Here is a 21,508-nt window from a genome sequence, read left to right as displayed (position 1 = left end):
ATGATAAAATAAGAATAAGAAGAAATAGAAAGAAGTGAGTGATTGTGGGAAATTTAGGCGCACAAAAAGAAAAACGAAATGATACACCAATCAGTGCAAAAAAAGATATAATGGGAGATAAGACGGTTCGTGTTCGTGCTGACTTGCACCATATCATAAAAATCGAAACAGCAAAGAATGGCGGAAACGTAAAAGAAGTTATGGAAATAAGACTTAGAAGCAAACTTAAGAGTGTGTTGATAGTGCAGTATCTTAAAATTTTGTGTATAATAGGAATTGAAGTTAAATTAGATGCTAAAAATTTGTAATTAAGAAGGAGGGATTCGTCATGTTGGTATTCCAAATGCGTAATGTAGATAAAACATCTACTGTTTTGAAACAGACTAAAAACAGTGATTACGTAGATAAATAAATACGTTAGATTAATTCCTACCAGTGACTAATCTTATGACTTTTTAAACAGATAACTAAAATTACAAACAAATCGTTTAACTTCTGTATTTATTTATAGATGTAATCACTTCAGGAGTGATTACATGAACAAAAATATAAAATATTCTCAAAACTTTTTAACGAGTGAAAAAGTACTCAACCAAATAATAAAACAATTGAATTTAAAAGAAACCGATACCGTTTACGAAATTGGAACAGGTAAAGGGCATTTAACGACGAAACTGGCTAAAATAAGTAAACAGGTAACGTCTATTGAATTAGACAGTCATCTATTCAACTTATCGTCAGAAAAATTAAAACTGAACATTCGTGTCACTTTAATTCACCAAGATATTCTACAGTTTCAATTCCCTAACAAACAGAGGTATAAAATTGTTGGGAATATTCCTTACCATTTAAGCACACAAATTATTAAAAAAGTGGTTTTTGAAAGCCATGCGTCTGACATCTATCTGATTGTTGAAGAAGGATTCTACAAGCGTACCTTGGATATTCACCGAACACTAGGGTTGCTCTTGCACACTCAAGTCTCGATTCAGCAATTGCTTAAGCTGCCAGCGGAATGCTTTCATCCTAAACCAAAAGTAAACAGTGTCTTAATAAAACTTACCCGCCATACCACAGATGTTCCAGATAAATATTGGAAGCTATATACGTACTTTGTTTCAAAATGGGTCAATCGAGAATATCGTCAACTGTTTACTAAAAATCAGTTTCATCAAGCAATGAAACACGCCAAAGTAAACAATTTAAGTACCGTTACTTATGAGCAAGTATTGTCTATTTTTAATAGTTATCTATTATTTAACGGGAGGAAATAATTCTATGAGTCGCTTTTGTAAATTTGGAAAGTTACACGTTACTAAAGGGAATGGAGATAAATTATTAGGTATACTACTGACAGCTTCCAAGGAGCTAAAGAGGTCCCTAGCGCCTACGGGGAATTTGTATCGATAAGGGGTACAAATTCCCACTAAGCGCTCGGGACCCCTTGTAGGAAAATGTCCTAAGTGTGGCAACAATATTGTATTAAAAAAATCGTTTTATGGTTGTTCAAATTATCCTGAATGTAAGTTTACTTTAGCTGAACATTTTAGAAAGAAAAAATAAACGAGGAGTATGTAAATGAGATCAGAAAAAGAAATGATGGATTTAGTACTTTCTTTAGCAGAACAGGATGAACGTATTCGAATTGTGACCCTTGAGGGGTCACGCGCAAATATTAATATACCTAAAGATGAATTTCAGGATTATGATATTACATATTTTGTAAGTGATATAGAACCGTTTATATCTAATGATGACTGGCTTAATCAATTTGGGAATATAATAATGATGCAAAAGCCGGAGGATATGGAATTATTCCCACCTGAAGAAAAGGGATTTTCCTATCTTATGCTATTTGATGATTACAATAAAATTGATCTTACCTTATTGCCCTTGGAAGAGTTAGATAATTACCTAAAGGGCGATAAATTAATAAAGGTTCTAATTGATAAAGATTGTAGAATTAAAAGGGACATAGTTCCGACTGATATAGATTATCATGTAAGAAAGCCAAGCGCAAGGGAGTATGATGATTGCTGCAATGAATTTTGGAATGTAACACCTTATGTTATTAAAGGATTGTGCCGCAAAGAGATACTGTTTGCAATCGATCATCTGAACCAGATTCTACGGTTTGAACTACTTAGGATGATGTCGTGGAAGGTTGGGATAAAGACAGAATTTTCATTAAGTGTTGGGAAAAATTATAAGTATATTAACAAATACATTGATGAAGATCTATGGAATAGATTATTATCTACATATCGCATGGATTCCTATGAAAATATTTGGAAGTCATTATTTATATGCCACCAATTGTTCAGGGAAGTGTCCAAAGAGGTAGCAGAACTACTGGGGTTTGATTATCCAGAGTATGGTAAGAACATAACAAGATATACCGAGGACATGTATAAAAAATATGTTGAAAATGACTATTTTTAAAGATTAGCAAAGATTATTAACCATAAGCAAGGGGTGTAAATGTATGGAAAGTACTGATGTTATAAATGAAATTAGAGGTATATTACCTCGTAACTCAATTGGAAAATATGATTTACTAACTATTTTTACACATAAAACCGTTTTTGATAAAATTGGATAAAGTCCGTATAATTGTGTAAAAGTAAAAAGGCCATATAACAGTCCTTTTACGGTACAATGTTTTTAACGACAAAAACATACCCAGGAGGACTTTTACATGACCCAAGTACATTTTACACTCAATAGGAATGTTACCTAACTATCAAGACAAAGGTTATGGTTCAAAATTATTATCTTTTATTAAGGAATATTCTAAAGAGATTGGTTGTTCTGAAATGTTTTTAATAACTGATAAAGGTAATCCTAGAGCTTGCCATGTATATGAAAAATTAGGTGGTAAAAATGATTATAAAGATGAAATAGTATATGTATATGATTATGAAAAAGGTGATAAATAAATGAATATAGTTGAAAATGAAATATGTATAAGAACTTTAATAGATGATGATTTTCCTTTGATGTTAAAATGGTTAACTGATGAAAGAGTATTAGAATTTTATGGTGGTAGAGATAAAAAATATACATTAGAATCATTAAAAAAACATTATACAGAGCCTTGGGAAGATGAAGTTTTTAGAGTAATTATTGAATATAACAATGTTCCTATTGGATATGGACAAATATATAAAATGTATGATGAGTTATATACTGATTATCATTATCCAAAAACTGATGAGATAGTCTATGGTATGGATCAATTTATAGGAGAGCCAAATTATTGGAGTAAAGGAATTGGTACAAGATATATTAAATTGATTTTTGAATTTTTGAAAAAAGAAAGAAATGCTAATGCAGTTATTTTAGACCCTCATAAAAATAATCCAAGAGCAATAAGGGCATACCAAAAATCTGGTTTTAGAATTATTGAAGATTTGCCAGAACATGAATTACACGAGGGCAAAAAAGAAGATTGTTATTTAATGGAATATAGATATGATGATAATGCCACAAATGTTAAGGCAATGAAATATTTAATTGAGCATTACTTTGATAATTTCAAAGTAGATAGTATTGAAATAATCGGTAGTGGTTATGATAGTGTGGCATATTTAGTTAATAATGAATACATTTTTAAAACAAAATTTAGTACTAATAAGAAAAAAGGTTATGCAAAAGAAAAAGCAATATATAATTTTTTAAATACAAATTTAGAAACTAATGTAAAAATTCCTAATATTGAATATTCGTATATTAGTGATGAATTATCTATACTAGGTTATAAAGAAATTAAAGGAACTTTTTTAACACCAGAAATTTATTCTACTATGTCAGAAGAAGAACAAAATTTGTTAAAACGAGATATTGCCAGTTTTTTAAGACAAATGCACGGTTTAGATTATACAGATATTAGTGAATGTACTATTGATAATAAACAAAATGTATTAGAAGAGTATATATTGTTGCGTGAAACTATTTATAATGATTTAACTGATATAGAAAAAGATTATATAGAAAGTTTTATGGAAAGACTAAATGCAACAACAGTTTTTGAGGGTAAAAAGTGTTTATGCCATAATGATTTTAGTTGTAATCATCTATTGTTAGATGGCAATAATAGATTAACTGGAATAATTGATTTTGGAGATTCTGGAATTATAGATGAATATTGTGATTTTATATACTTACTTGAAGATAGTGAAGAAGAAATAGGAACAAATTTTGGAGAAGATATATTAAGAATGTATGGAAATATAGATATTGAGAAAGCAAAAGAATATCAAGATATAGTTGAAGAATATTATCCTATTGAAACTATTGTTTATGGAATTAAAAATATTAAACAGGAATTTATCGAAAATGGTAGAAAAGAAATTTATAAAAGGACTTATAAAGATTGATTATATAATATATGAAAAGCTATTATAAAAGACATTAGTATTAAATAGTTTAAAAAAATGAAAAATAATAAAGGAAGTGAACCAGGGCATGACGATTCATTCCATCCGGCTGATATTGCTTAAAGTAGCCGGTAAACTTGTTCAGACTGGGAGACAGGTCTATCTCAAACTGTCAAGTTATCATGTGTATCAAACTGAATTTTATAAGGTTTTTGAACGCCTGCGGCGATCCAAACAATGGATTTAGACTAGTTATCACACAAATTTTTTAACCGATTCTTTTTCAAGGGATTCGTCTGCCCTTAAATAGACAAATAATTTTTATTATGATCTTCTTCCGTAGGCATCCTGTTCGAAAACACATTATTTTGGAAGAAAGTATCTGCCTAATTTAAAAATTGGCAATTTGTTCAAAAAAACAGGTTAAATTTAGAGCTATGAATTATTCAGGTTTTTTCGAGGTGGAAGCTAGTATAAAAGTAAACCAAGGGTCGTTTAAGGGCGTTCTAAGCCCCACACAGCGTTTTAAGAGCCAAGAGGAACTTTTATCCTTTGTTTCTTCTAAACAAGCTAAAATAGGCAATCAAGAGGGGATAATTGCTGATGTTCAAACCAAAGAGAAGAAAACGAATAGTCCGAGTTTGTTTTCTTTAAGTAGTTTACAATCAAAAGTCAATCAGCTTTATAAAGCGACAGCAAGCCAAACTTTAAAAGCTATGCAAGGACTGTATGAAGCAAAATTATTGAGTTATCCAAGAACAGATACACCATTTATTACAGAGAACGAATTTGCTTATTTAAAAGCAAATTTTGGCAAATATAGCGGTTTTTTAGGACTTGATCTCGAAATGGTTCAAACAGAGCCTAGAAAGCGTTATGTGGACGGTAGTAAGGTACAGGAACACCACGCCATTATCCCAACAAAACAAGTACCTACCGAATCTGCATTAGCAAAAATGGACGATTTACAACGAAAAATATATGCTTTAGTCGTTAAAACGACCGTTGCCATGTTTTTACCTGATTACTTGTATGAAGAAACCAAGATACAAACGAAAGTAGCTGATTTGCTGTTTCAATCGATCGGAAAGACACCAAAACAAGAAGGTTGGAAAATTCTTTTCAAACAACAAACCAAAGAAGAAAAAGAGGACGTTCAAACGTTACCCTTGGTTATCATTGGAGAACATGCCGAGGTTGACGTTAAGAGTGCCGAAAAAGAAACACAACCACCGAAAGCTTTTACAGAGGGTACATTATTAACTGCTATGAAAACCGCTAATAAAACGGTTGATGATGAAGAAGCAATCAAGATTTTACAAGAAGTCGAGGGGATCGGAACAGAAGCGACAAGAGCAAGTATTATTGAAGCGTTAAAACAAAAAGAATATATCCAAGTGATTAAGAATGCATGTGCTGATTATAAGAATTATCTTTATTATTTATTGTCACTTCCGTTGCACGCATAAAACCAACAAGATTTTTATTAATTTTTTTATATTGCATCATTCGGCGAAATCCTTGAGCCATATCTGACAAACTCTTATTTAATTCTTCGCCATCATAAACATTTTTAACTGTTAATGTGAGAAACAACCAACGAACTGTTGGCTTTTGTTTAATAACTTCAGCAACAACCTTTTGTGACTGAATGCCATGTTTCATTGCTCTCCTCCAGTTGCACATTGGACAAAGCCTGGATTTACAAAACCACACTCGATACAACTTTCTTTCGCCTGTTTCACGATTTTGTTTATACTCTAATATTTCAGCACAATCTTTTACTCTTTCAGCCTTTTTAAATTCAAGAATATGCAGAAGTTCAAAGTAATCAACATTAGCGATTTTCTTTTCTCTCCATGGTCTCACTTTTCCACTTTTTGTCTTGTCCACTAAAACCCTTGATTTTTCATCTGAATAAATGCTACTATTAGGACACATAATATTAAAAGAAACCCCCATCTATTTAGTTATTTGTTTGGTCACTTATAACTTTAACAGATGGGGTTTTTCTGTGCAACCAATTTTAAGGGTTTTCAATACTTTAAAACACATACATACCAACACTTCAACGCACCTTTCAGCAACTAAAATAAAAATGACGTTATTTCTATATGTATCAAGATAAGAAAGAACAAGTTCAAAACCATCAAAAAAAGACACCTTTTCAGGTGCTTTTTTTATTTTATAAACTCATTCCCTGATCTCGACTTCGTTCTTTTTTTACCTCTCGGTTATGAGTTAGTTCAAATTCGTTCTTTTTAGGTTCTAAATCGTGTTTTTCTTGGAATTGTGCTGTTTTATCCTTTACCTTGTCTACAAACCCCTTAAAAACGTTTTTAAAGGCTTTTAAGCCGTCTGTACGTTCCTTAAGGAATTCCTTAGTGCTTTCATAGATTAAACTCACATCACGCTTTAAATCGCTTATTTTAGACTTTAAAGACTTGTTTTCTTCAAGCAACTCATTATAATCATTTACATTTTCATTAAATCGCTCTACAAGACCACTATATTTTTCTTTAACTTGCCCATGTTCTTTACTTAATTTTTTATATTCTCTCGCCATATCAGTACTCATGAGATTTCTAACATGCTGTTTTAACCTATCGTTATCTCTCGCAGCAGTCACTAAGTTTTTATAATCACGCTCCGATATAACAACATTTTTGGTTGGTTTCTTTTCTGTTTTCATTATTTCTTTTCCCAAACCAAACATGGACTTTTCACCCGTTGGCACTTCAACACTTTTCATGTGTCGTTTCGCTGGTACTTCTAAATCTGATTTAACTTTATCGCTATAAGCAGTCCATTCATCTTTTTTAACTGCTAAATTTTTTTCTAGAAAATCAATCTCTTTTTCCAAAGTTTGTTTTTTAAATTTAGCTGTCTCAATATGTTTACGGTCAGAGCCACGTTCACCACGCTTCAACTCAAAACCCTGTTTTTTCATATGCTCGGGGAATTTATCTTGTAGCCATAACAGTTCTTGACGATTAAACACATTTTTTCCTTGCAGTTTTCCATCACGCATAGGCACAACACCTAAATGCATGTGAGGGGTTTGCTCATCATTATGAACTGTTGCATAAGCAATATTTTGCTTGCCATATCGTTCGGAAAATAATTTATAACTTTCCTCAAAAAATCGTTTTTGTTCTCCTGGATCCAGTTGCTCAAAAAAATCTCGGTCAGATGTTACTAGCAACTCATTTACAAGAACAGCATCTTTCCTCGTTTTTCTTGTACCTGTTTTTTGTGATTCAATAATTTCTTTGACACGTTCGTTGTAATCAATATTTTTATCATTTTTCAAATCATAATTTTCACGTGTTCGCTCATGGTCAATATCATCATTCGTTCTACTTTTTCGCTCTCTTTGATTATGAAATTGCATGCCTTTTAGTCCAGCTGATTTCACTTTTTGCATTCTACAAACTGCATAACTCATATGTAAATCGCTCCTTTTTAGGTGGCACAAATGTGAGGCATTTTCGCTCTTTCCGGCAACCACTTCCAAGTAAAGTATAACACACTATACTTTATATTCATAAAGTGTGTGCTCTGCGAGGCTGTCGGCAGTGCCGACCAAAACCATAAAACCTTTAAGACCTTTCTTTTTTTTACGAGAAAAAAGAAACAAAAAAACCTGCCCTCTGCCACCTCAGCAAAGGGGGGTTTTGCTCTCGTGCTCGTTTAAAAATCAGCAAGGGACAGGTAGTATTTTTTGAGAAGATCACTCAAAAAATCTCCACCTTTAAACCCTTGCCAATTTTTATTTTGTCCGTTTTGTCTAGCTTACCGAAAGCCAGACTCAGCAAGAATAAAATTTTTATTGTCTTTCGGTTTTCTAGTGTAACGGACAAAACCACTCAAAATAAAAAAGATACAAGAGAGGTCTCTCGTATCTTTTATTCAGCAATCGCGCCCTTTAATGGAACAAAAAGATTTGAATTCCTGTTATAAAAAAAGGATCAATTTTGAACTCTCTCCCAAAGTTGATCCCTTAACGATTTAGAAATCCCTTTGAGAATGTTTATATACATTCAAGGTAACCAGCCAACTAATGACAATGATTCCTGAAAAAAGTAATAACAAATTACTATACAGATAAGTTGACTGATCAACTTCCATAGGTAACAACCTTTGATCAAGTAAGGGTATGGATAATAAACCACCTACAATTGCAATACCTGTTCCCTCTGATAAAAAGCTGGTAAAGTTAAGCAAACTCATTCCAGCACCAGCTTCCTGCTGTTTCAAGCTACTTGAAACAATTGTTGATATAACTGTTTTGGTGAACGAAAGCCCACCTAAAACAAATACGATTATAATTGTCATGAACCATGATGTTGTTTCTAAAAGAAAGGAAGCAGTTAAAAAGCTAACAGAAAGAAATGTAACTCCGATGTTTAACACGTATAAAGGACCTCTTCTATCAACAAGTATCCCACCAATGTAGCCGAAAATAATGACACTCATTGTTCCAGGGAAAATAATTACACTTCCGATTTCGGCAGTACTTAGCTGGTGAACATCTTTCATCATATAAGGAACCATAGAGACAAACCCTGCTACTGTTCCAAATATAATTCCCCCACAAAGAACTCCAATCATAAAAGGTATATTTTTCCCTAATCCGGGATCAACAAAAGGATCTGTTACTTTCCTGATATGTTTTACAAATATCAGGAATGACAGCACGCTAACGATAAGAAAAGAAATGCTATATGATGTTGTAAACAACATAAAAAATACAATGCCTACAGACATTAGTATAATTCCTTTGATATCAAAATGACCTTTTATCCTTACTTCTTTCTTTAATAATTTCATAAGAAACGGAACAGTGATAATTGTTATCATAGGAATGAGTAGAAGATAGGACCAATGAATATAATGGGCTATCATTCCACCAATCGCTGGACCGACTCCTTCTCCCATGGCTACTATCGATCCAATAAGACCAAATGCTTTACCCCTATTTTCCTTTGGAATATAGCGCGCAACTACAACCATTACGAGTGCTGGAAATGCAGCTGCACCAGCCCCTTGAATAAAACGAGCCATAATAAGTAAGGAAAAGAAAGAATGGCCAACAAACCCAATTAACGACCCGAAACAATTTATTATAATTCCAAATAGGAGTAACCTTTTGATGCCTAATTGATCAGATAGCTTTCCATATACAGCTGTTCCAATGGAAAAGGTTAACATAAAGGCTGTGTTCACCCAGTTTGTACTCGCAGGTGGTTTATTAAAATCATTTGCAATATCAGGTAATGAGACGTTCAAAACCATTTCATTTAATACGCTAAAAAAAGATAAAATGCAAAGCCAAATTAAAATTTGGTTGTGTCGTAAATTCGATTGTGAATAGGATGTATTCACATTTCACCTCCAATAATGAGGGCAGACGTAGTTTATAGGGTTAATGATACGCTTCCCTCTTTTAATTGAACCCTGTTACATTAATTACACTTCATAATTAATTCCTCCTAAACTTGATTAAAACATTTTACCACATATAAACTAAGTTTTCAAGTCAGTATTTCATCACTTATACAACAATATGGCCCGTTTGTTGAACTACTCTTTAATAAAATAATTTTTCCGTTCCCAATTCCACATTGCAATAATAGAAAATCCATCTTCATCGGCTTTTTCGTCATCATCTGTATGAATCAAATCGCCTTCTTCTGTGTCATCAAGGTTTAATTTTTTATGTATTTCTTTTAACAAACCACCATAGGAGATTAACCTTTTACGGTGTAAACCTTCCTCCAAATCAGACAAACGTTTCAAATTCTTTTCTTCATCATCGGTCATAAAATCCGTATCCTTTACAGGATATTTTGCAGTTTCGTCAATTGCCGATTGTATATCCGATTTATATTTATTTTTCGGTCGAATCATTTGAACTTTTACATTTGGATCATAGTCTAATTTCATTGCCTTTTTCCAAAATTGAATCCATTGTTTTTGATTCACGTAGTTTTCTGTATTCTTAAAATAAGTTGGTTCCACACATACCAATACATAAGCTTGTTGTAACTGAAAAAGGAAAATTATTGTGCCAGGCAGTTGAAAGTCAGCACCTTTTAACGAGTGCTGAAATGACGGCTAAATGGGAAACGTATTTAAAAAAAATCGGTAAAAGAGAAGGCAATCAAGAAAACTTTATTAATAATATCAAGAAGTTTATCGTTCATTTACTGGAAGCTGTACCTAACGATATAGAAAAACTAAATTTTTCTGATTACCAGGTACAGAAAGAAAAAGAAGCTGAAAAAAGTATTGTAGGAAAATGTCCTAAGTGTGGTAACAATATTGTATTAAAAAAATCGTTTTATGGTTGTTCAAATTATCCTGAATGTAAGTTTACTTTAGCTGAACATTTTAGAAAGAAAAAACTAACCAAAACGAATGTAAAAGAATTACTGGAGGGAAAAGAAACCCTGGTAAAAGGAATCAAAAACAAAGAGAAAAAGCCCTACAATGCCGTTGTAAAAATCGGAGAAAAGGGATATATTGATTTTATCTCTTTCTCAAAATAAACATAAAAGCCCTTTAAACAGGGCTTTTATATATTAATCACAAATCACTTATCACAAATCACAAGTGATTAATCACAAATCACAAGTGATTAATCACAAATCACAAGTGATTAATCACAAATCACTTGTGATTTGTGATTCCTAATGATACAATATTACTATACAAAAAAAGAATGGGGCGTAGTTATGGAGAAGGAAGAACTAAAAATACTTGAAGAATTAAGACGTATTTTAAACAGTAAAAATGAAGCAATTGTTATCTTAAACAATTATTTTAAAGGTGGTGTTGGAAAGTCAAAATTATCGACTATGTTTGCTTACTTGACAGACAAATTTAATTTAAAAGTTTTAATGATCGATAAGGACTTACAAGCAACATTGACAAAAGACTTAGCAAAAACATTTAAGGTAGAATTGCCACGTGTCAATTTTTATGAAGGACTGAAAAATGGAAACTTGGCTTCTTCTATTATTCATTTGACTGATAATTTAGACTTGATTCCTGGCACGTTTGATTTGATGTTACTGCCAAAATTAACTCGCTCATGGACGTTTGAAAACGAAAGTAGATTGCTTGCTACTCTTTTAGCACCTTTAAAAAGTGACTATGATCTCATTATTATTGATACTGTACCAACGCCAAGCGTTTATACAAATAATGCAATCGTGGCAAGTGATTACGTTATGATCCCTTTACAAGCAGAAGAAGAAAGTACAAACAACATTCAAAACTATATTTCCTATTTGATTGATTTACAAGAACAATTTAACCCTGGACTAGATATGATCGGTTTTGTTCCTTATTTAGTTGATACGGACAGCGCAACGATAAAATCAAACCTGGAAGAACTGTACAAGCAACATAAAGAAGATAACTTGGTTTTCCAAAATATTATCAAGCGAAGTAATAAAGTAAGTACCTGGTCTAAAAACGGAATTACAGAACACAAAGGCTATGACAAAAAAGTTTTATCCATGTATGAGAACGTATTTTTTGAAATGCTTGAGCGAATTATTCAATTAGAAAACGAAAAAGAATAGAATCACAAATCACAAGTGATTAATCACAAATCACAAATCACAAATCACTTGTGATTTATGATTGTTGATGATAAAATAAGAATAAGAAGAAATAGAAAGAAGTGAGTGATTGTGGGAAATTTAGGCGCACAAAAAGCAAAACGAAATGATACACCAATCAGTGCAAAAAAAGATATAATGGGAGATAAGACGGTTCGTGTTCGTGCTGACTTGCACCATATCATAAAAATCGAAACAGCAAAGAATGGCGGAAACGTAAAAGAAGTTATGGATAAAGCCTTAGAAGAATATATTCGGAAATATTTACCTGACAAACTTTAAAAGGAGTGAAAATGAAATGGCAGTTACATATGAAAAAACATTTGAAATTGAAATCATTAATGAGTTATCGGCAAGTGTTTATAATCGAGTATTAAACTATGTTTTGAACCATGAATTAAATAAAAATGACTCTCAATTATTGGAAGTCAATTTATTAAACCAATTAAAGCTTGCAAAACGTGTAAATCTTTTTGATTATTCTTTAGAAGAATTACAAGCCGTTCATGAGTATTGGCGGTCAATGAATCGTTACTCAAAACAAGTTTTGAATAAAGAGAAAGTGGCTTAATATGGCAAATATAGTCAATTTTACTGACAAACAATTTGAGAATCGCTTAAATGATAATTTAGAAGAATTGATTCAAGGAAAAAAAGCGGTTGAATCGCCAACCGCTTTTTTACTTGGTGGGCAACCAGGGTCAGGGAAAACCAGTTTGCGATCAGCAATTCTTGAAGAAACACAAGGGAATGTTATTGTCATTGATAATGATACCTTTAAACAACAGCACGGTTCTGTTGCAAAGTTTTAAATCTACTATCAAATAAGGTAGAATAATAGAAAAAGATAGCAGGAGGAATGACGATGAATCATTTTAAAGGAAAGCAATTTCAGCAGGATGTGATTATTGTAGCCGTGGGCTACTATCTTCGTTATAACCTTAGCTATCGTGAAGTTCAAGAAATCTTATATGATCGTGGCATTAACGTTTCTCATACGACGATTTATCGTTGGGTGCAAGAATATGGCAAACTACTCTATCAAATTTGGAAAAAGAAAAATAAAAAATCCTTTTATTCATGGAAAATGGATGAAACGTACATCAAAATTAAAGGAAAATGGCATTATTTGTATCGAGCCATCGATGCAGATGGTTTAACCTTGGATATTTGGTTACGTAAAAAACGGGACACACAAGCAGCCTATGCTTTTCTTAAGCGGTTAGTGAAGCAGTTTGATGAACCGAAGGTTGTAGTCACAGATAAAGCCCCCTCTATTACAAGTGCCTTTAAGAAACTAAAAGAATACGGCTTTTATCAAGGGACAGAACATCGTACCATTAAATACCTGAATAATTTGATTGAACAAGACCATCGTCCAGTAAAGAGACGCAATAAATTCTATCGAAGTTTACGCACTGCCTCTACCACGATTAAAGGTATGGAAGCCATCCGAGGATTATATAAGAAAACCCGAAAAGAAGGCACTCTCTTCGGGTTTTCGGTCTGTACTGAAATCAAGGTATTATTGGGAATCCCAGCTTAAATCATAGATACCGTAAGGGATTTTATTCTTTATTTAAAACTTTGCAACAGAACCGTTAGTAGGACTTATTAGAGTTGTTGGAGACGGATTAACGATTATGTATATACAAGATATACTTATTTTGAATGCTTATCAGAATAAGGGTATTGCAAGTGAATTATTGCAACAAATGTTAATTAAATATAATAATGTTCGACAAAAAGTTCTTTTAACTGAAGAAGCATCTGATGTTAGACATTTTTATGAAAAGAATGGATTTGAATCCTGTGACCAGGGGTCGTTAGTTGCGTTTGCTAAAATGAACTGAATTATAATTTTGAGAGTGGCATATGCCACTCTCTTTTTTGGTTTTACTGAACGAAAAAATGATAAATTTTTAAGTGAATTATCGCCCACTTTTTGGACTAATGTCAAATTGGACCACTATCAAATAATTAGATATAAAATGAGCTATATTTTTTCAATATTTGAGTGTCCATAAAATGGTCATTTTCTGAACACTAGAAAAAATATAATCTTGCATAAGATAATAATTGACATAATAGTCAGAATATAATACAATTTAAAAAAATAAGTTTATTTTAAGGAAGAGGTATTAAGTGAAAAAAAGTATAAGTTTCTCAGTATAACTTTGTTATCAATACTAATATTTGAAGCAACTGCGCCAAGCATTATTCACCAGAAAAATTTTGCCGTACAATATTTAACTAAAGTAACTACTTCAGTAAGCGCAGATGATTTAAATGATGATTCATCAATTGATGATGAAAATCTTCAAAAACTAATTGATAATCCTGAAGAAATTATTAATACCCAACAGATGACTCCAGAAGAGTTGAAAAATTTTGAGGAAGCAGCACAACAAGAAGCAGAAAAAGCTGACCTCCCTACTCAAGAGGATAGAGAAGCTTATAAAAAGACATTGATGGATTTGTATGATCCTAATTCTTCTGTTTATCAAGATTTACAAGGAGCAACAGATCGACTTATTGAAGAAATTAATGAAAACCACCAAAGTGTATTAGATAAAGTTACATCTGAACATGTATTAGCAGCTAAACATGGTACAATTTCTGTAAAAGTATTAGCAGGTGCTATTAATGTAGGACTGGTTGCTGTGACAGGTGGGGCTGCAGGAGCAGGTGTAAAAGCACTAGTCTTAAAAGTGGGAGCAAAAAAAGCAGCAAATACAATCAGTAAAAAAGTTGTTGCTACTCTTTTTACTTTCGGTATCAAAAAAGTGTCAGGAATTGACACTGTTATCTCTAGTATAGTAAAAAATATACTTGATCCAGGAACAACTGTGGCAAAATGGCTAGATAGTAGAGATAAAATAAAAAATAATGGCTGGCTGGAATGGTGGTAATTTATAAATGATTGAAGTTTGGATTGTAACTCTATTACTCATCGCCTTCTTTATTGGTGTAGCATGGATTTGGATGCGTGTATGGATTATTGATATATTTAAGGTTATCAATGATTCAAGAAATAGCAAATATAGTCGAAAACAATGGACCTTTATTTGGTTATTTGCTTCTTTTATTTTGTTATTAGTAATCCTTGTTTTTATAAAATGGAATATTAACTTATTTTGATTTTTAAATTAACAAAACAAATAATTCTAGTCGTTTGTATCCTTTTCGTATTATATGATTTAGTTCAGGGGATATACAGTGCTCTACCCGGAATAATAATAGCAATCATTATAGTTCCTGAGGAGTATCTCGCATATAAAAACAGAGAAAATAAAAAGAAATAAAAAAGCTCACTAACTGGTGTCATAGTCAGTCAGTAAGCTTTTTTGTATTTTTATCAACTCTTATAAATCTTTAACTATAACGTAATTAATTTCCAAAGGACCGTGAAGCCCGACTACAAGCTGCATTTCAATATCACCAGAGTTTGATGGTCCAGAAATAAAATGCAGCGTTGAACCTGGCTTTTTATTTTCATCCAACCAAGTTGCAGCTTGTGTAGAGCGTGGAACCATGCGGCTAAGGGGAATCACAGAAATATAATGAGTGGGTAAAAAGTGCAAAGAACGCCCTTGACCAGCTTCTGATTCAACTACAATTGTGGCTGATTCGGCAAGGAAAAATTTAGGAACGGCTACAACAACATTCGAATTTTGAGCAGCATTAATATTTTCTTCACGTTTTTCTTTACCAATTTTCCATTTGACCAGTTGGTCCGAAATAATATTAACACCTAGCTTTTCCAGCTCATCTGTTGAAGGAATCATGACCTGCCCACCACCAGATTTTTCAATTAAACCGTAAATTATCTCATTCATTTCTGAAGAAGTTGTTTCCACTAGATTCGCTGAAACGCGACGTGCTTGTTCCTTGGCAAGTTTGAGTAATTCGTTACTACTTAAATCTGCCCAATGTGTTTGAGGCAGGTCTGAAATGAGAGTATAAGGTTCAAATGGTAGTTCTACACCACCACGTTTTTTTAACAATGTGTCTAAAAATTGAGTTCGATTTTCAATAGTTCCTGCCATTTTTATTTACCTGCCTTATGTTTTTTATACCAGCGACGAAACTGTTCTTTATGTGGAGGAGCTATAGGTAAGTCGCGAACAACCGTCCAACCTTTGGCTAGAGCAGGTGCTTTGCTAACTGCACCGTACTTAAACAAAGAACCTCCAACGCTTACTTCCTTATTTTTGGGTAACATATTGAGACCAGTATGGGCCATCTTCATTGCCATTCCAAATATTGCGGGACTACTTGTGCCTTTTCCAATCGCATTCATTTCAAAATTGACAAAAGAACCGTCGTGATGCATTGACAAATCGTCTTCCATGACTTTACGATGTTCAATTAAAAGTTCATGCAAAGGGATTTTTACGGGACAGGTTTCTGTACAAGCTCCGCATAAGGTAGAAGCATATGGTAAATCTCCATATTGTTCATAACCTCCTAGAACAGGAGAGAGAACGGAGCCTATCGGACCAGGGTAAATAGAGCCGTAAGCATGACCTCCAATTTGACGATAGACAGGGCAAACATTTAAGCAAGCACCGCAGCGGATACACTGTAAGACAGCTTCAAAAGCAGTTCCAATCGCATTTGAACGGCCGTTATCAATAATCACAACATGAAAATCCTCCGGCCCATCAGATTCGTCCTCGGCTTTTTGACCAGCAAAAGTGACATAAGTTGTTAATTTTTGCCCAACAGCTGAACGCGCAAGCATATTATCCAAGATTTCAGCTTCTTTAATAGAGGGAACGATTCGTTCCATTCCCATTAACACAATCTGTGTTTTAGGAATAGAAATCGTTAAATCAGCATTTCCTTCATTGGTCGATAAATTAATGTCGCCAGTATTGGCGATGGCAAAGTTACACCCAGTGATGCCTACTTCCGACTTCAAGAAAAGTTTACGCATAGTATCACGCGCACATCGTGCAAGATTAACAGGATCATTGTCTCCCTTATATCCAAGTTTTTGAGCAAAAATTTCACGAATCTGATCACGATTTTTGTGCAAAGCTGGAAAAACAATATGCGAAGGCTCATCCCAGTCAGCAACTTGTAATATAAATTCGGCCAAGTCCGTCTCTAAAATTTCCATATCATCAGCAAGGGAGACGAGCATTGGATCAATGTCTACTTCAGTGGATACCATTGATTTTGATTTGACAATCTTTTTAGCATTTTTTTCAAGAATAATACGTTTCACATAATCATTAGCTTCTTTAGCATCAGCCGCAAAGAAGACATGTCCGCCACGAGCGACTACATTATCCGAAAATTCAGTTAAATAGTGTGGTAAATATTTTAAAGTATGTTGACGGATTGATTCAGCAATATCACGCCATTCTTGCCAATTTACTAGTTCATCACGTGCTGCTTCTCGTTTGTCCCATTGAGCATCTTGTGCTTGTGCAACCGCAGCTTTTGCAAACTGGTCTTTTTTACTCTCTTCTAAACGTTCAGCGAAAGTTTTTGTACTTGTTGAAAGGCCCATTTTCTCCTCCTATTTATTTTATAAATGCTGGATTTTTGATTGCATCGATTCTTTCTAAATCAACATTTGTGTTTAAAATTTCGGCAATGTGCATGACTCTAACCTTTTTGCCATCACGATTCAATTTTCCACCGATATTCATTAAGCAACCTAAATCAGCAGAAATTAAGATTTCGGCACCCGTTGATAAGATATCTCTTGTTTTTTCAGCAACCATCATTTCGGAGATTTCAGGAGCTTTAACGGAGAACGTTCCACCAAAACCGCAACAATTTTCTAAATGAGGCAGCGGAAGAAGCTCAAGTCCCTTGACTTTTTCTAATAGGACAAAAGGAGCTTCTCGTTCACCTAATATGCGGGTCATGTGACAAGAACGATGGTAAGTTGCCTTCTCGCCATTAAAGGTAGCACCAAGATCTTCAATCCCTAACACTCGATAAAGAAATTGAGTGAATTCATAGGATTTATCTGCTAAATCAATTGCTTTCTCTTTATAAGGATCGCCTTCATCGAACATATGTGGATACTCAGTGAACATCCCTGAACAAGATCCGGCTATACCAACCACATAATCAGAAGATGCAAAAGCATCAATCTGGTTTTTGATGGTAGGCATGGATTCTTGAGCTAACCCTGAGTTATAAGTAGGTTGTCCACAGCAAATTTGTTGTTCAGGTAGGTCTGTTTCAATTCCCAAACGTTCGAGTACTTCAACCATTGCAATTCCAACTTGTGGAAACATAAGGTCCATCACACAAGTGGAAAATATTGAAACTTTCATAAGCTCTCCCTAATTTGTTTAATTTTCATTAAAAATTCGATATCTTTAGATATGTATGCACTTTCATTATAAGCCGATTTTTTTATATTTTCAAAAAAAGGAGGTGTTAAAAGAATTTGACAGTGCATTTTGTTTATATATTATTTTTGATACAGGTCAAAGGGACAAAAGTAGCCCATAGAAGATCAACGAAACACAATTGTGCCAAAAGGTTTTAAGAATGCTATAATAAGAATATGAACACTGAAATGAGAGAAAAACTAAGAGTAGCCTCGCTCTTAGCGATGAACGCTGGATTTATGGATGCTTTTTCCTTTTTCCACTTTGATGGGCGCTTTATTGGGATGCAAACGGGGAACATGATACAGGCAGCGGTTTATTTAGCCAAAGGAAATTTTGTACGTGTAGCAGATTTTATCATTCCTGTTCTTTTCTTTTCTTGTGGAGTAATTTTTAAAAATATATATTCTTATTACTTAAGGAAGAAGAATAAGCCGGATACGATTTATTTGCTCTTATTGCAGTGGACAGGCGTGACCGTATTTACCTTACTTTATGCCACGGTTTTAAAATTACCTGTTTCCATTTTTGTTGGCTTTTTATCATTCTTCATGGCCATTCAGCACGATACTTTCAGTAAAACAAGAGGACTTCCTTACGGAAGTATCATGATGACCGGAAATTTGAAATCAACCATGGTCAACTTAACGAATTACGCGTTGACACATGAACAACGCTACTTACAAAACTTCCGTGTCTTTGCTAGTCTGGTCGGTGCCTTCTTCCTAGGGACTATCTTGGGTACTTATAGTGCCGATATCTTTGGCAACTGGACCTTACTGGTATCTAGCACATTTTTAATTATCGTTTACTTTATGTTAAGGTTTGAAAGAGAGGAGACAATATGAAATTAACAGCACTTGGTGTATGGGGCGGATATCCCACACGTGATGCAGGCACAACTTCTTATTTATTACAAAGTGAAGAAGGATTTAACCTTTTATTGGATGCTGGATCACGTGCCGTGACGGAACTTGAGCATGAGCTTTCACCCAATGATTTGGATGCAATCATCTTGAGCCACTACCACGAAGACCACATAGCAGACTTAGGCGCTTTGCGTCAATATCGTCAGCTGCAAACAGTGAAACCACAAATTTTGCCAATTTATGGCCATCAGGAAAATGAATACGAATTTTCAAAATTATCTTTGGAAAATGTCAGTGAGGGAATTGCTTATGATGTCGAAAACGGCACATCTGTTGGACCCTTTGATATTCAGTTCTTAAAAACAGTGCATCCTGTTATTTGCTACGCGATGCGTATTGTTGAGAGAGCGACAGGACAGGTTTTAATTTATACAGGAGATACGGGATATTTTGCAGAACTTGTTGATTTTTCCAAAGATGCGGATATCTTGCTGGCTGACGTTTATTTCTTCAAGGATAAGGTCAAAATGCCGAACCACTTGTCCAGTGTAGAAGCAGGAGAAATTGCAGCACAAGCCAATGTGAAAAAACTAGTCCTCACACATCTGCCACAAGTTGGTGATTTACAAGTATTACGTGAGGAAGCGCAAGAAGCAGCAGGAAATATACCAGTTGACTTGGCTCAACCCCATATGAAATGGACGGTATAATGGAGTTTAGTCAGCAAGAAAAAGAGTATTTCATGCAGCAAGCACTGCTTGAAGCCCAAAAGGCAGCAGAAAATGAAGAAGTCCCCATCGGCGTGGTCATTGTACACGATGGTGAAGTAATTGGCCGCGGTTTTAACCGCCGAGAACTTGATGGCCGTGCTACGCACCATGCAGAAATTTGCGCCATTGAAGCTGCTAATGAAGCTGTGGGGAACTGGCGTTTATTAGACTGTGCTTTATTTGTTACTATTGAACCTTGTGTTATGTGTGCTGGAGCCATTGGTTTAGCTCGCATTCCACAAGTATACTTTGGTGCAACAAATCCCAAGTTTGGAGCAGCGGTAAGTTTGTATCAAATCTTAGAAGATAAACGGCTCAATCATCGTGTCACTTTAGAAAGTGGCATTTTAGAAGCTGAGTGCGCCGACATCATGAAAGATTTTTTCCAACATCGGAGAAAGAGAAATAAAGAAAAAAAAGAGCAGCTGTAACTGTTCTTTTTTATAGGAAATTTCTGTAAGTTTTTGTTACCATAGACAAAGGATAAAATAGAAAAACGAGGATAACTCATGGACGCCGAAAAAACTCCCAAGCAGCGCTACAAAGAAGAAACAGCACCTTACCGCGCCTGGCTCAATAGTATCAGTATTCCTATTGGATTGATTGTACTTTTTATCGCTGTCTTCCTTGGATTTACGATCAATGCAGCAGGAGTAATTCTTGTTGTGTTTGCTATTATTACCCATATTGGTTATGTACGGATTCACGCACCTAAAATCTGTCATGTAGCACCCATTCTTTATTATTTGTACAACGTACTGTCAATTTTTTATGTGATGACGCTCATTGCGCAACCCCAAGATAGTATGCTTGTAGCTATTCTTTCTTTGATTAATTTCCTTGTATTGATTTTGGTGATTGTCTTTTATTTTATTGGAGCAAATGCTATCAAGAAACAGTTTCCAACCATGAAAGAAGATTATGAACGTGCTGTGGAAGTTTATAAGGAGCGGAAATCTTTAAGTAAATGATAAAATTTTTTTGATAAAGTCAAAGCTTGTCAAAACAAGAAGAAGTATGTTATAATAAATTTCGGAGCAATAAGTTTCTTACGAAGCGTGTCAGGACCTGACGGTAGCAGCACTAAGTATGGAGCTTATGTGCTCTTTTTTTTTACCATTTTTTTATATTAGTTACTCCAGAAATATAGTATAGAAATATAAATAAAGATTGATAAAGCAAGTGTTTTTCCGGGAATATAATAATGTAAGTAGTGTAATTATAATAGCAAGATTCAACTAAAAAAATATAAAGGAGAAGTTGTCATAGCTTTTTTTTATACAAAATATAAAAAAATAGTTGGAAATAATTTTCTTCTGTTAAGTAAATGACTCATAGAGCCTTGAATAACAGGATTTCACATGATTGTCAGAAAAATTACAATTTATTAGAAAGAAAAGATAATGCTATTGAATAGAGTATGATTTAATTTTGCTTAATACTTAATATGATATTAGCGCATCAGTGTAAATATTATTGCTATAAAGTGAA

The 21,508-nt window shown here is 33.8% G+C and carries 21 protein-coding genes, 1 other RNA gene and 10 pseudogenes; 24 read left to right on the top strand and 8 right to left on the bottom strand.

Translation table 11 applies throughout. The features are described from left to right. Window positions 1-44: 44 nt before the first annotated feature. The 10 genes and pseudogenes from P3G65_RS08010 to P3G65_RS07965 all read left to right on the top strand — a co-directional run. On the top strand, window positions 45-308 hold the full coding sequence (locus tag P3G65_RS08010) for a peptide-binding protein (RefSeq protein ID WP_002311901.1): 264 nt from the start codon (window positions 45-47) through the stop codon (window positions 306-308). A gap of 20 nt (window positions 309-328) precedes the next feature. Continuing rightward, window positions 329-412, top strand: coding sequence for a 23S rRNA methyltransferase attenuator leader peptide ErmL (locus P3G65_RS08005; protein WP_032501549.1), 84 nt, complete (start codon window positions 329-331; stop codon window positions 410-412). Window positions 413-536: 124 nt separating this feature from the next. Beyond that, window positions 537-1,274 carry a 23S rRNA (adenine(2058)-N(6))-methyltransferase Erm(B) gene (gene erm(B), locus P3G65_RS08000; RefSeq protein WP_001038790.1) on the top strand — a complete coding sequence of 246 codons (738 nt, stop codon included), beginning with the start codon at window positions 537-539 and terminating at the stop codon, window positions 1,272-1,274. A gap of 169 nt (window positions 1,275-1,443) precedes the next feature. Then, window positions 1,444-1,560: pseudogene (locus P3G65_RS07995) on the top strand (topoisomerase DNA-binding C4 zinc finger domain-containing protein); the annotation flags it as partial. Window positions 1,561-1,578: 18 nt separating this feature from the next. Beyond that, window positions 1,579-2,442, top strand: a complete 864-nt coding sequence (locus P3G65_RS07990) for an aminoglycoside nucleotidyltransferase ANT(6)-Ia (protein WP_002294505.1) — start codon at window positions 1,579-1,581, stop codon at window positions 2,440-2,442. A gap of 43 nt (window positions 2,443-2,485) precedes the next feature. Beyond that, window positions 2,486-2,596 (top strand): annotated as a pseudogene (locus P3G65_RS07985) (adenine phosphoribosyltransferase); the annotation flags it as partial. Between the two features lie 112 nt (window positions 2,597-2,708). Then, a pseudogene (locus P3G65_RS07980) lies at window positions 2,709-2,939 on the top strand (GNAT family N-acetyltransferase); the annotation flags it as partial. Continuing rightward, window positions 2,940-4,379, top strand: a complete 1,440-nt coding sequence (gene aph(2'')-Ia / locus P3G65_RS07975) for an aminoglycoside O-phosphotransferase APH(2'')-Ia (protein WP_001028144.1) — start codon at window positions 2,940-2,942, stop codon at window positions 4,377-4,379. A gap of 73 nt (window positions 4,380-4,452) precedes the next feature. Further along, window positions 4,453-4,626, top strand: a pseudogene (locus tag P3G65_RS07970) (transposase); the annotation flags it as partial. A 151-nt stretch (window positions 4,627-4,777) separates the two neighbouring features. Continuing rightward, window positions 4,778-5,788, top strand: a pseudogene (locus tag P3G65_RS07965) (DNA topoisomerase); the annotation flags it as partial. On the opposite strand, the pseudogene P3G65_RS07960 reads toward P3G65_RS07965, so the two are convergent. The 5 genes and pseudogenes from P3G65_RS07960 to P3G65_RS07945 form a co-directional block, all read right to left on the bottom strand. After that, window positions 5,787-6,320, bottom strand: a pseudogene (locus tag P3G65_RS07960) (protein rep); the annotation flags it as partial. The pseudogenes P3G65_RS07965 and P3G65_RS07960 overlap by 2 nt on opposite strands. Window positions 6,321-6,564: 244 nt before the next feature. Beyond that, window positions 6,565-7,827: a MobV family relaxase gene (gene mobV, locus P3G65_RS07955; protein ID WP_000119405.1), complete on the bottom strand. Its 1,263-nt coding sequence runs from the start codon at window positions 7,825-7,827 to the stop codon at window positions 6,565-6,567. Window positions 7,828-8,390: 563 nt separating this feature from the next. Then, window positions 8,391-9,767 (bottom strand): tetracycline efflux MFS transporter Tet(L), encoded by a 1,377-nt coding sequence (tet(L), locus tag P3G65_RS07950; RefSeq protein ID WP_002294500.1) that lies wholly within the window; start codon window positions 9,765-9,767, stop codon window positions 8,391-8,393. Between the two features lie 32 nt (window positions 9,768-9,799). Then, window positions 9,800-9,847, bottom strand: a pseudogene (locus tag P3G65_RS11880) (tetracycline resistance efflux system leader peptide); the annotation flags it as partial. A 118-nt stretch (window positions 9,848-9,965) separates the two neighbouring features. Next, on the bottom strand, window positions 9,966-10,367 hold the full coding sequence (locus P3G65_RS07945) for a protein rep (protein WP_160160814.1): 402 nt from the start codon (window positions 10,365-10,367) through the stop codon (window positions 9,966-9,968). 47 nt (window positions 10,368-10,414) lie between these two features. Here P3G65_RS07945 and P3G65_RS07940 point away from each other — a divergent pair. The 9 genes and pseudogenes from P3G65_RS07940 to P3G65_RS07900 all read left to right on the top strand — a co-directional run. After that, window positions 10,415-10,933 (top strand): annotated as a pseudogene (locus tag P3G65_RS07940) (topoisomerase DNA-binding C4 zinc finger domain-containing protein); the annotation flags it as partial. Between the two features lie 144 nt (window positions 10,934-11,077). Continuing rightward, a complete protein-coding gene (locus P3G65_RS07935) occupies window positions 11,078-11,974 on the top strand; it encodes a ParA family protein (protein ID WP_002387620.1) in 897 nt (298 codons plus the stop codon). Window positions 11,975-12,079: 105 nt separating this feature from the next. Next, window positions 12,080-12,295, top strand: coding sequence for a peptide-binding protein (locus P3G65_RS07930; protein WP_002295735.1), 216 nt, complete (start codon window positions 12,080-12,082; stop codon window positions 12,293-12,295). 16 nt (window positions 12,296-12,311) lie between these two features. Further along, the gene (locus tag P3G65_RS07925) at window positions 12,312-12,584 is read left to right on the top strand and encodes an antitoxin (protein ID WP_000301765.1); all 273 of its coding nucleotides are present in this window, start codon (window positions 12,312-12,314) and stop codon (window positions 12,582-12,584) included. Window position 12,585: 1 nt separating this feature from the next. Next, window positions 12,586-12,804, top strand: a pseudogene (locus P3G65_RS07920) (zeta toxin family protein); the annotation flags it as partial. 74 nt (window positions 12,805-12,878) lie between these two features. Then, entirely contained in the window at window positions 12,879-13,559 is a 681-nt protein-coding gene (locus P3G65_RS07915) for an IS6-like element IS1216 family transposase (protein ID WP_001015311.1), read from the top strand. 49 nt (window positions 13,560-13,608) lie between these two features. Next, a pseudogene (locus P3G65_RS07910) lies at window positions 13,609-13,866 on the top strand (GNAT family N-acetyltransferase); the annotation flags it as partial. Between the two features lie 324 nt (window positions 13,867-14,190). After that, window positions 14,191-14,925: a hypothetical protein gene (locus tag P3G65_RS07905; RefSeq protein ID WP_019291864.1), complete on the top strand. Its 735-nt coding sequence runs from the start codon at window positions 14,191-14,193 to the stop codon at window positions 14,923-14,925. A 7-nt stretch (window positions 14,926-14,932) separates the two neighbouring features. Continuing rightward, on the top strand, window positions 14,933-15,154 hold the full coding sequence (locus tag P3G65_RS07900; protein ID WP_019291863.1) for a hypothetical protein: 222 nt from the start codon (window positions 14,933-14,935) through the stop codon (window positions 15,152-15,154). A gap of 224 nt (window positions 15,155-15,378) precedes the next feature. Here the strand turns inward: P3G65_RS07900 and P3G65_RS07895 are convergent, their stop codons facing one another. Genes P3G65_RS07895 through P3G65_RS07885 form a run of 3 tightly spaced genes read right to left on the bottom strand, consistent with a single transcriptional unit; the run spans window position 15,379 to window position 18,318 of the window. Further along, window positions 15,379-16,062, bottom strand: a complete 684-nt coding sequence (locus P3G65_RS07895; RefSeq protein ID WP_019291861.1) for an LUD domain-containing protein — start codon at window positions 16,060-16,062, stop codon at window positions 15,379-15,381. Window positions 16,063-16,064: 2 nt separating this feature from the next. Then, window positions 16,065-17,537, bottom strand: a complete 1,473-nt coding sequence (locus tag P3G65_RS07890) for a LutB/LldF family L-lactate oxidation iron-sulfur protein (protein WP_019291860.1) — start codon at window positions 17,535-17,537, stop codon at window positions 16,065-16,067. Between the two features lie 13 nt (window positions 17,538-17,550). Beyond that, the gene (locus P3G65_RS07885; protein WP_019291859.1) at window positions 17,551-18,318 is read right to left on the bottom strand and encodes a (Fe-S)-binding protein; all 768 of its coding nucleotides are present in this window, start codon (window positions 18,316-18,318) and stop codon (window positions 17,551-17,553) included. A 236-nt stretch (window positions 18,319-18,554) separates the two neighbouring features. Between P3G65_RS07885 and P3G65_RS07880 the strand changes: the two genes are divergently transcribed. The 5 genes from P3G65_RS07880 (at window position 18,555) to ffs (ending at window position 21,139) form a co-directional block, all read left to right on the top strand. Beyond that, window positions 18,555-19,226: a YoaK family protein gene (locus tag P3G65_RS07880; protein ID WP_019291858.1), complete on the top strand. Its 672-nt coding sequence runs from the start codon at window positions 18,555-18,557 to the stop codon at window positions 19,224-19,226. Then, window positions 19,223-19,957, top strand: coding sequence for an MBL fold metallo-hydrolase (locus P3G65_RS07875; protein ID WP_019291857.1), 735 nt, complete (start codon window positions 19,223-19,225; stop codon window positions 19,955-19,957). Before P3G65_RS07880 ends, P3G65_RS07875 begins: the two co-directional genes overlap by 4 nt. Further along, window positions 19,957-20,448: a tRNA adenosine(34) deaminase TadA gene (tadA, locus tag P3G65_RS07870; protein WP_019291856.1), complete on the top strand. Its 492-nt coding sequence runs from the start codon at window positions 19,957-19,959 to the stop codon at window positions 20,446-20,448. The genes P3G65_RS07875 and tadA overlap by 1 nt, the downstream gene beginning before the upstream one ends. 78 nt (window positions 20,449-20,526) lie before the next feature. Continuing rightward, entirely contained in the window at window positions 20,527-20,988 is a 462-nt protein-coding gene (locus tag P3G65_RS07865) for a hypothetical protein (protein ID WP_019291855.1), read from the top strand. Between the two features lie 53 nt (window positions 20,989-21,041). Beyond that, an RNA gene (gene ffs, locus P3G65_RS07860) (signal recognition particle sRNA small type) lies at window positions 21,042-21,139 on the top strand. Window positions 21,140-21,508 lie beyond the last annotated feature (369 nt).

This window comes from Lactococcus sp. bn62 (genome assembly GCF_029492705.2).
GTDB classification, from domain to species: Bacteria; Bacillota; Bacilli; order Lactobacillales; family Streptococcaceae; genus Lactococcus; species Lactococcus petauri.
This window is presented reverse-complemented; position numbering and strand designations above follow the sequence as displayed.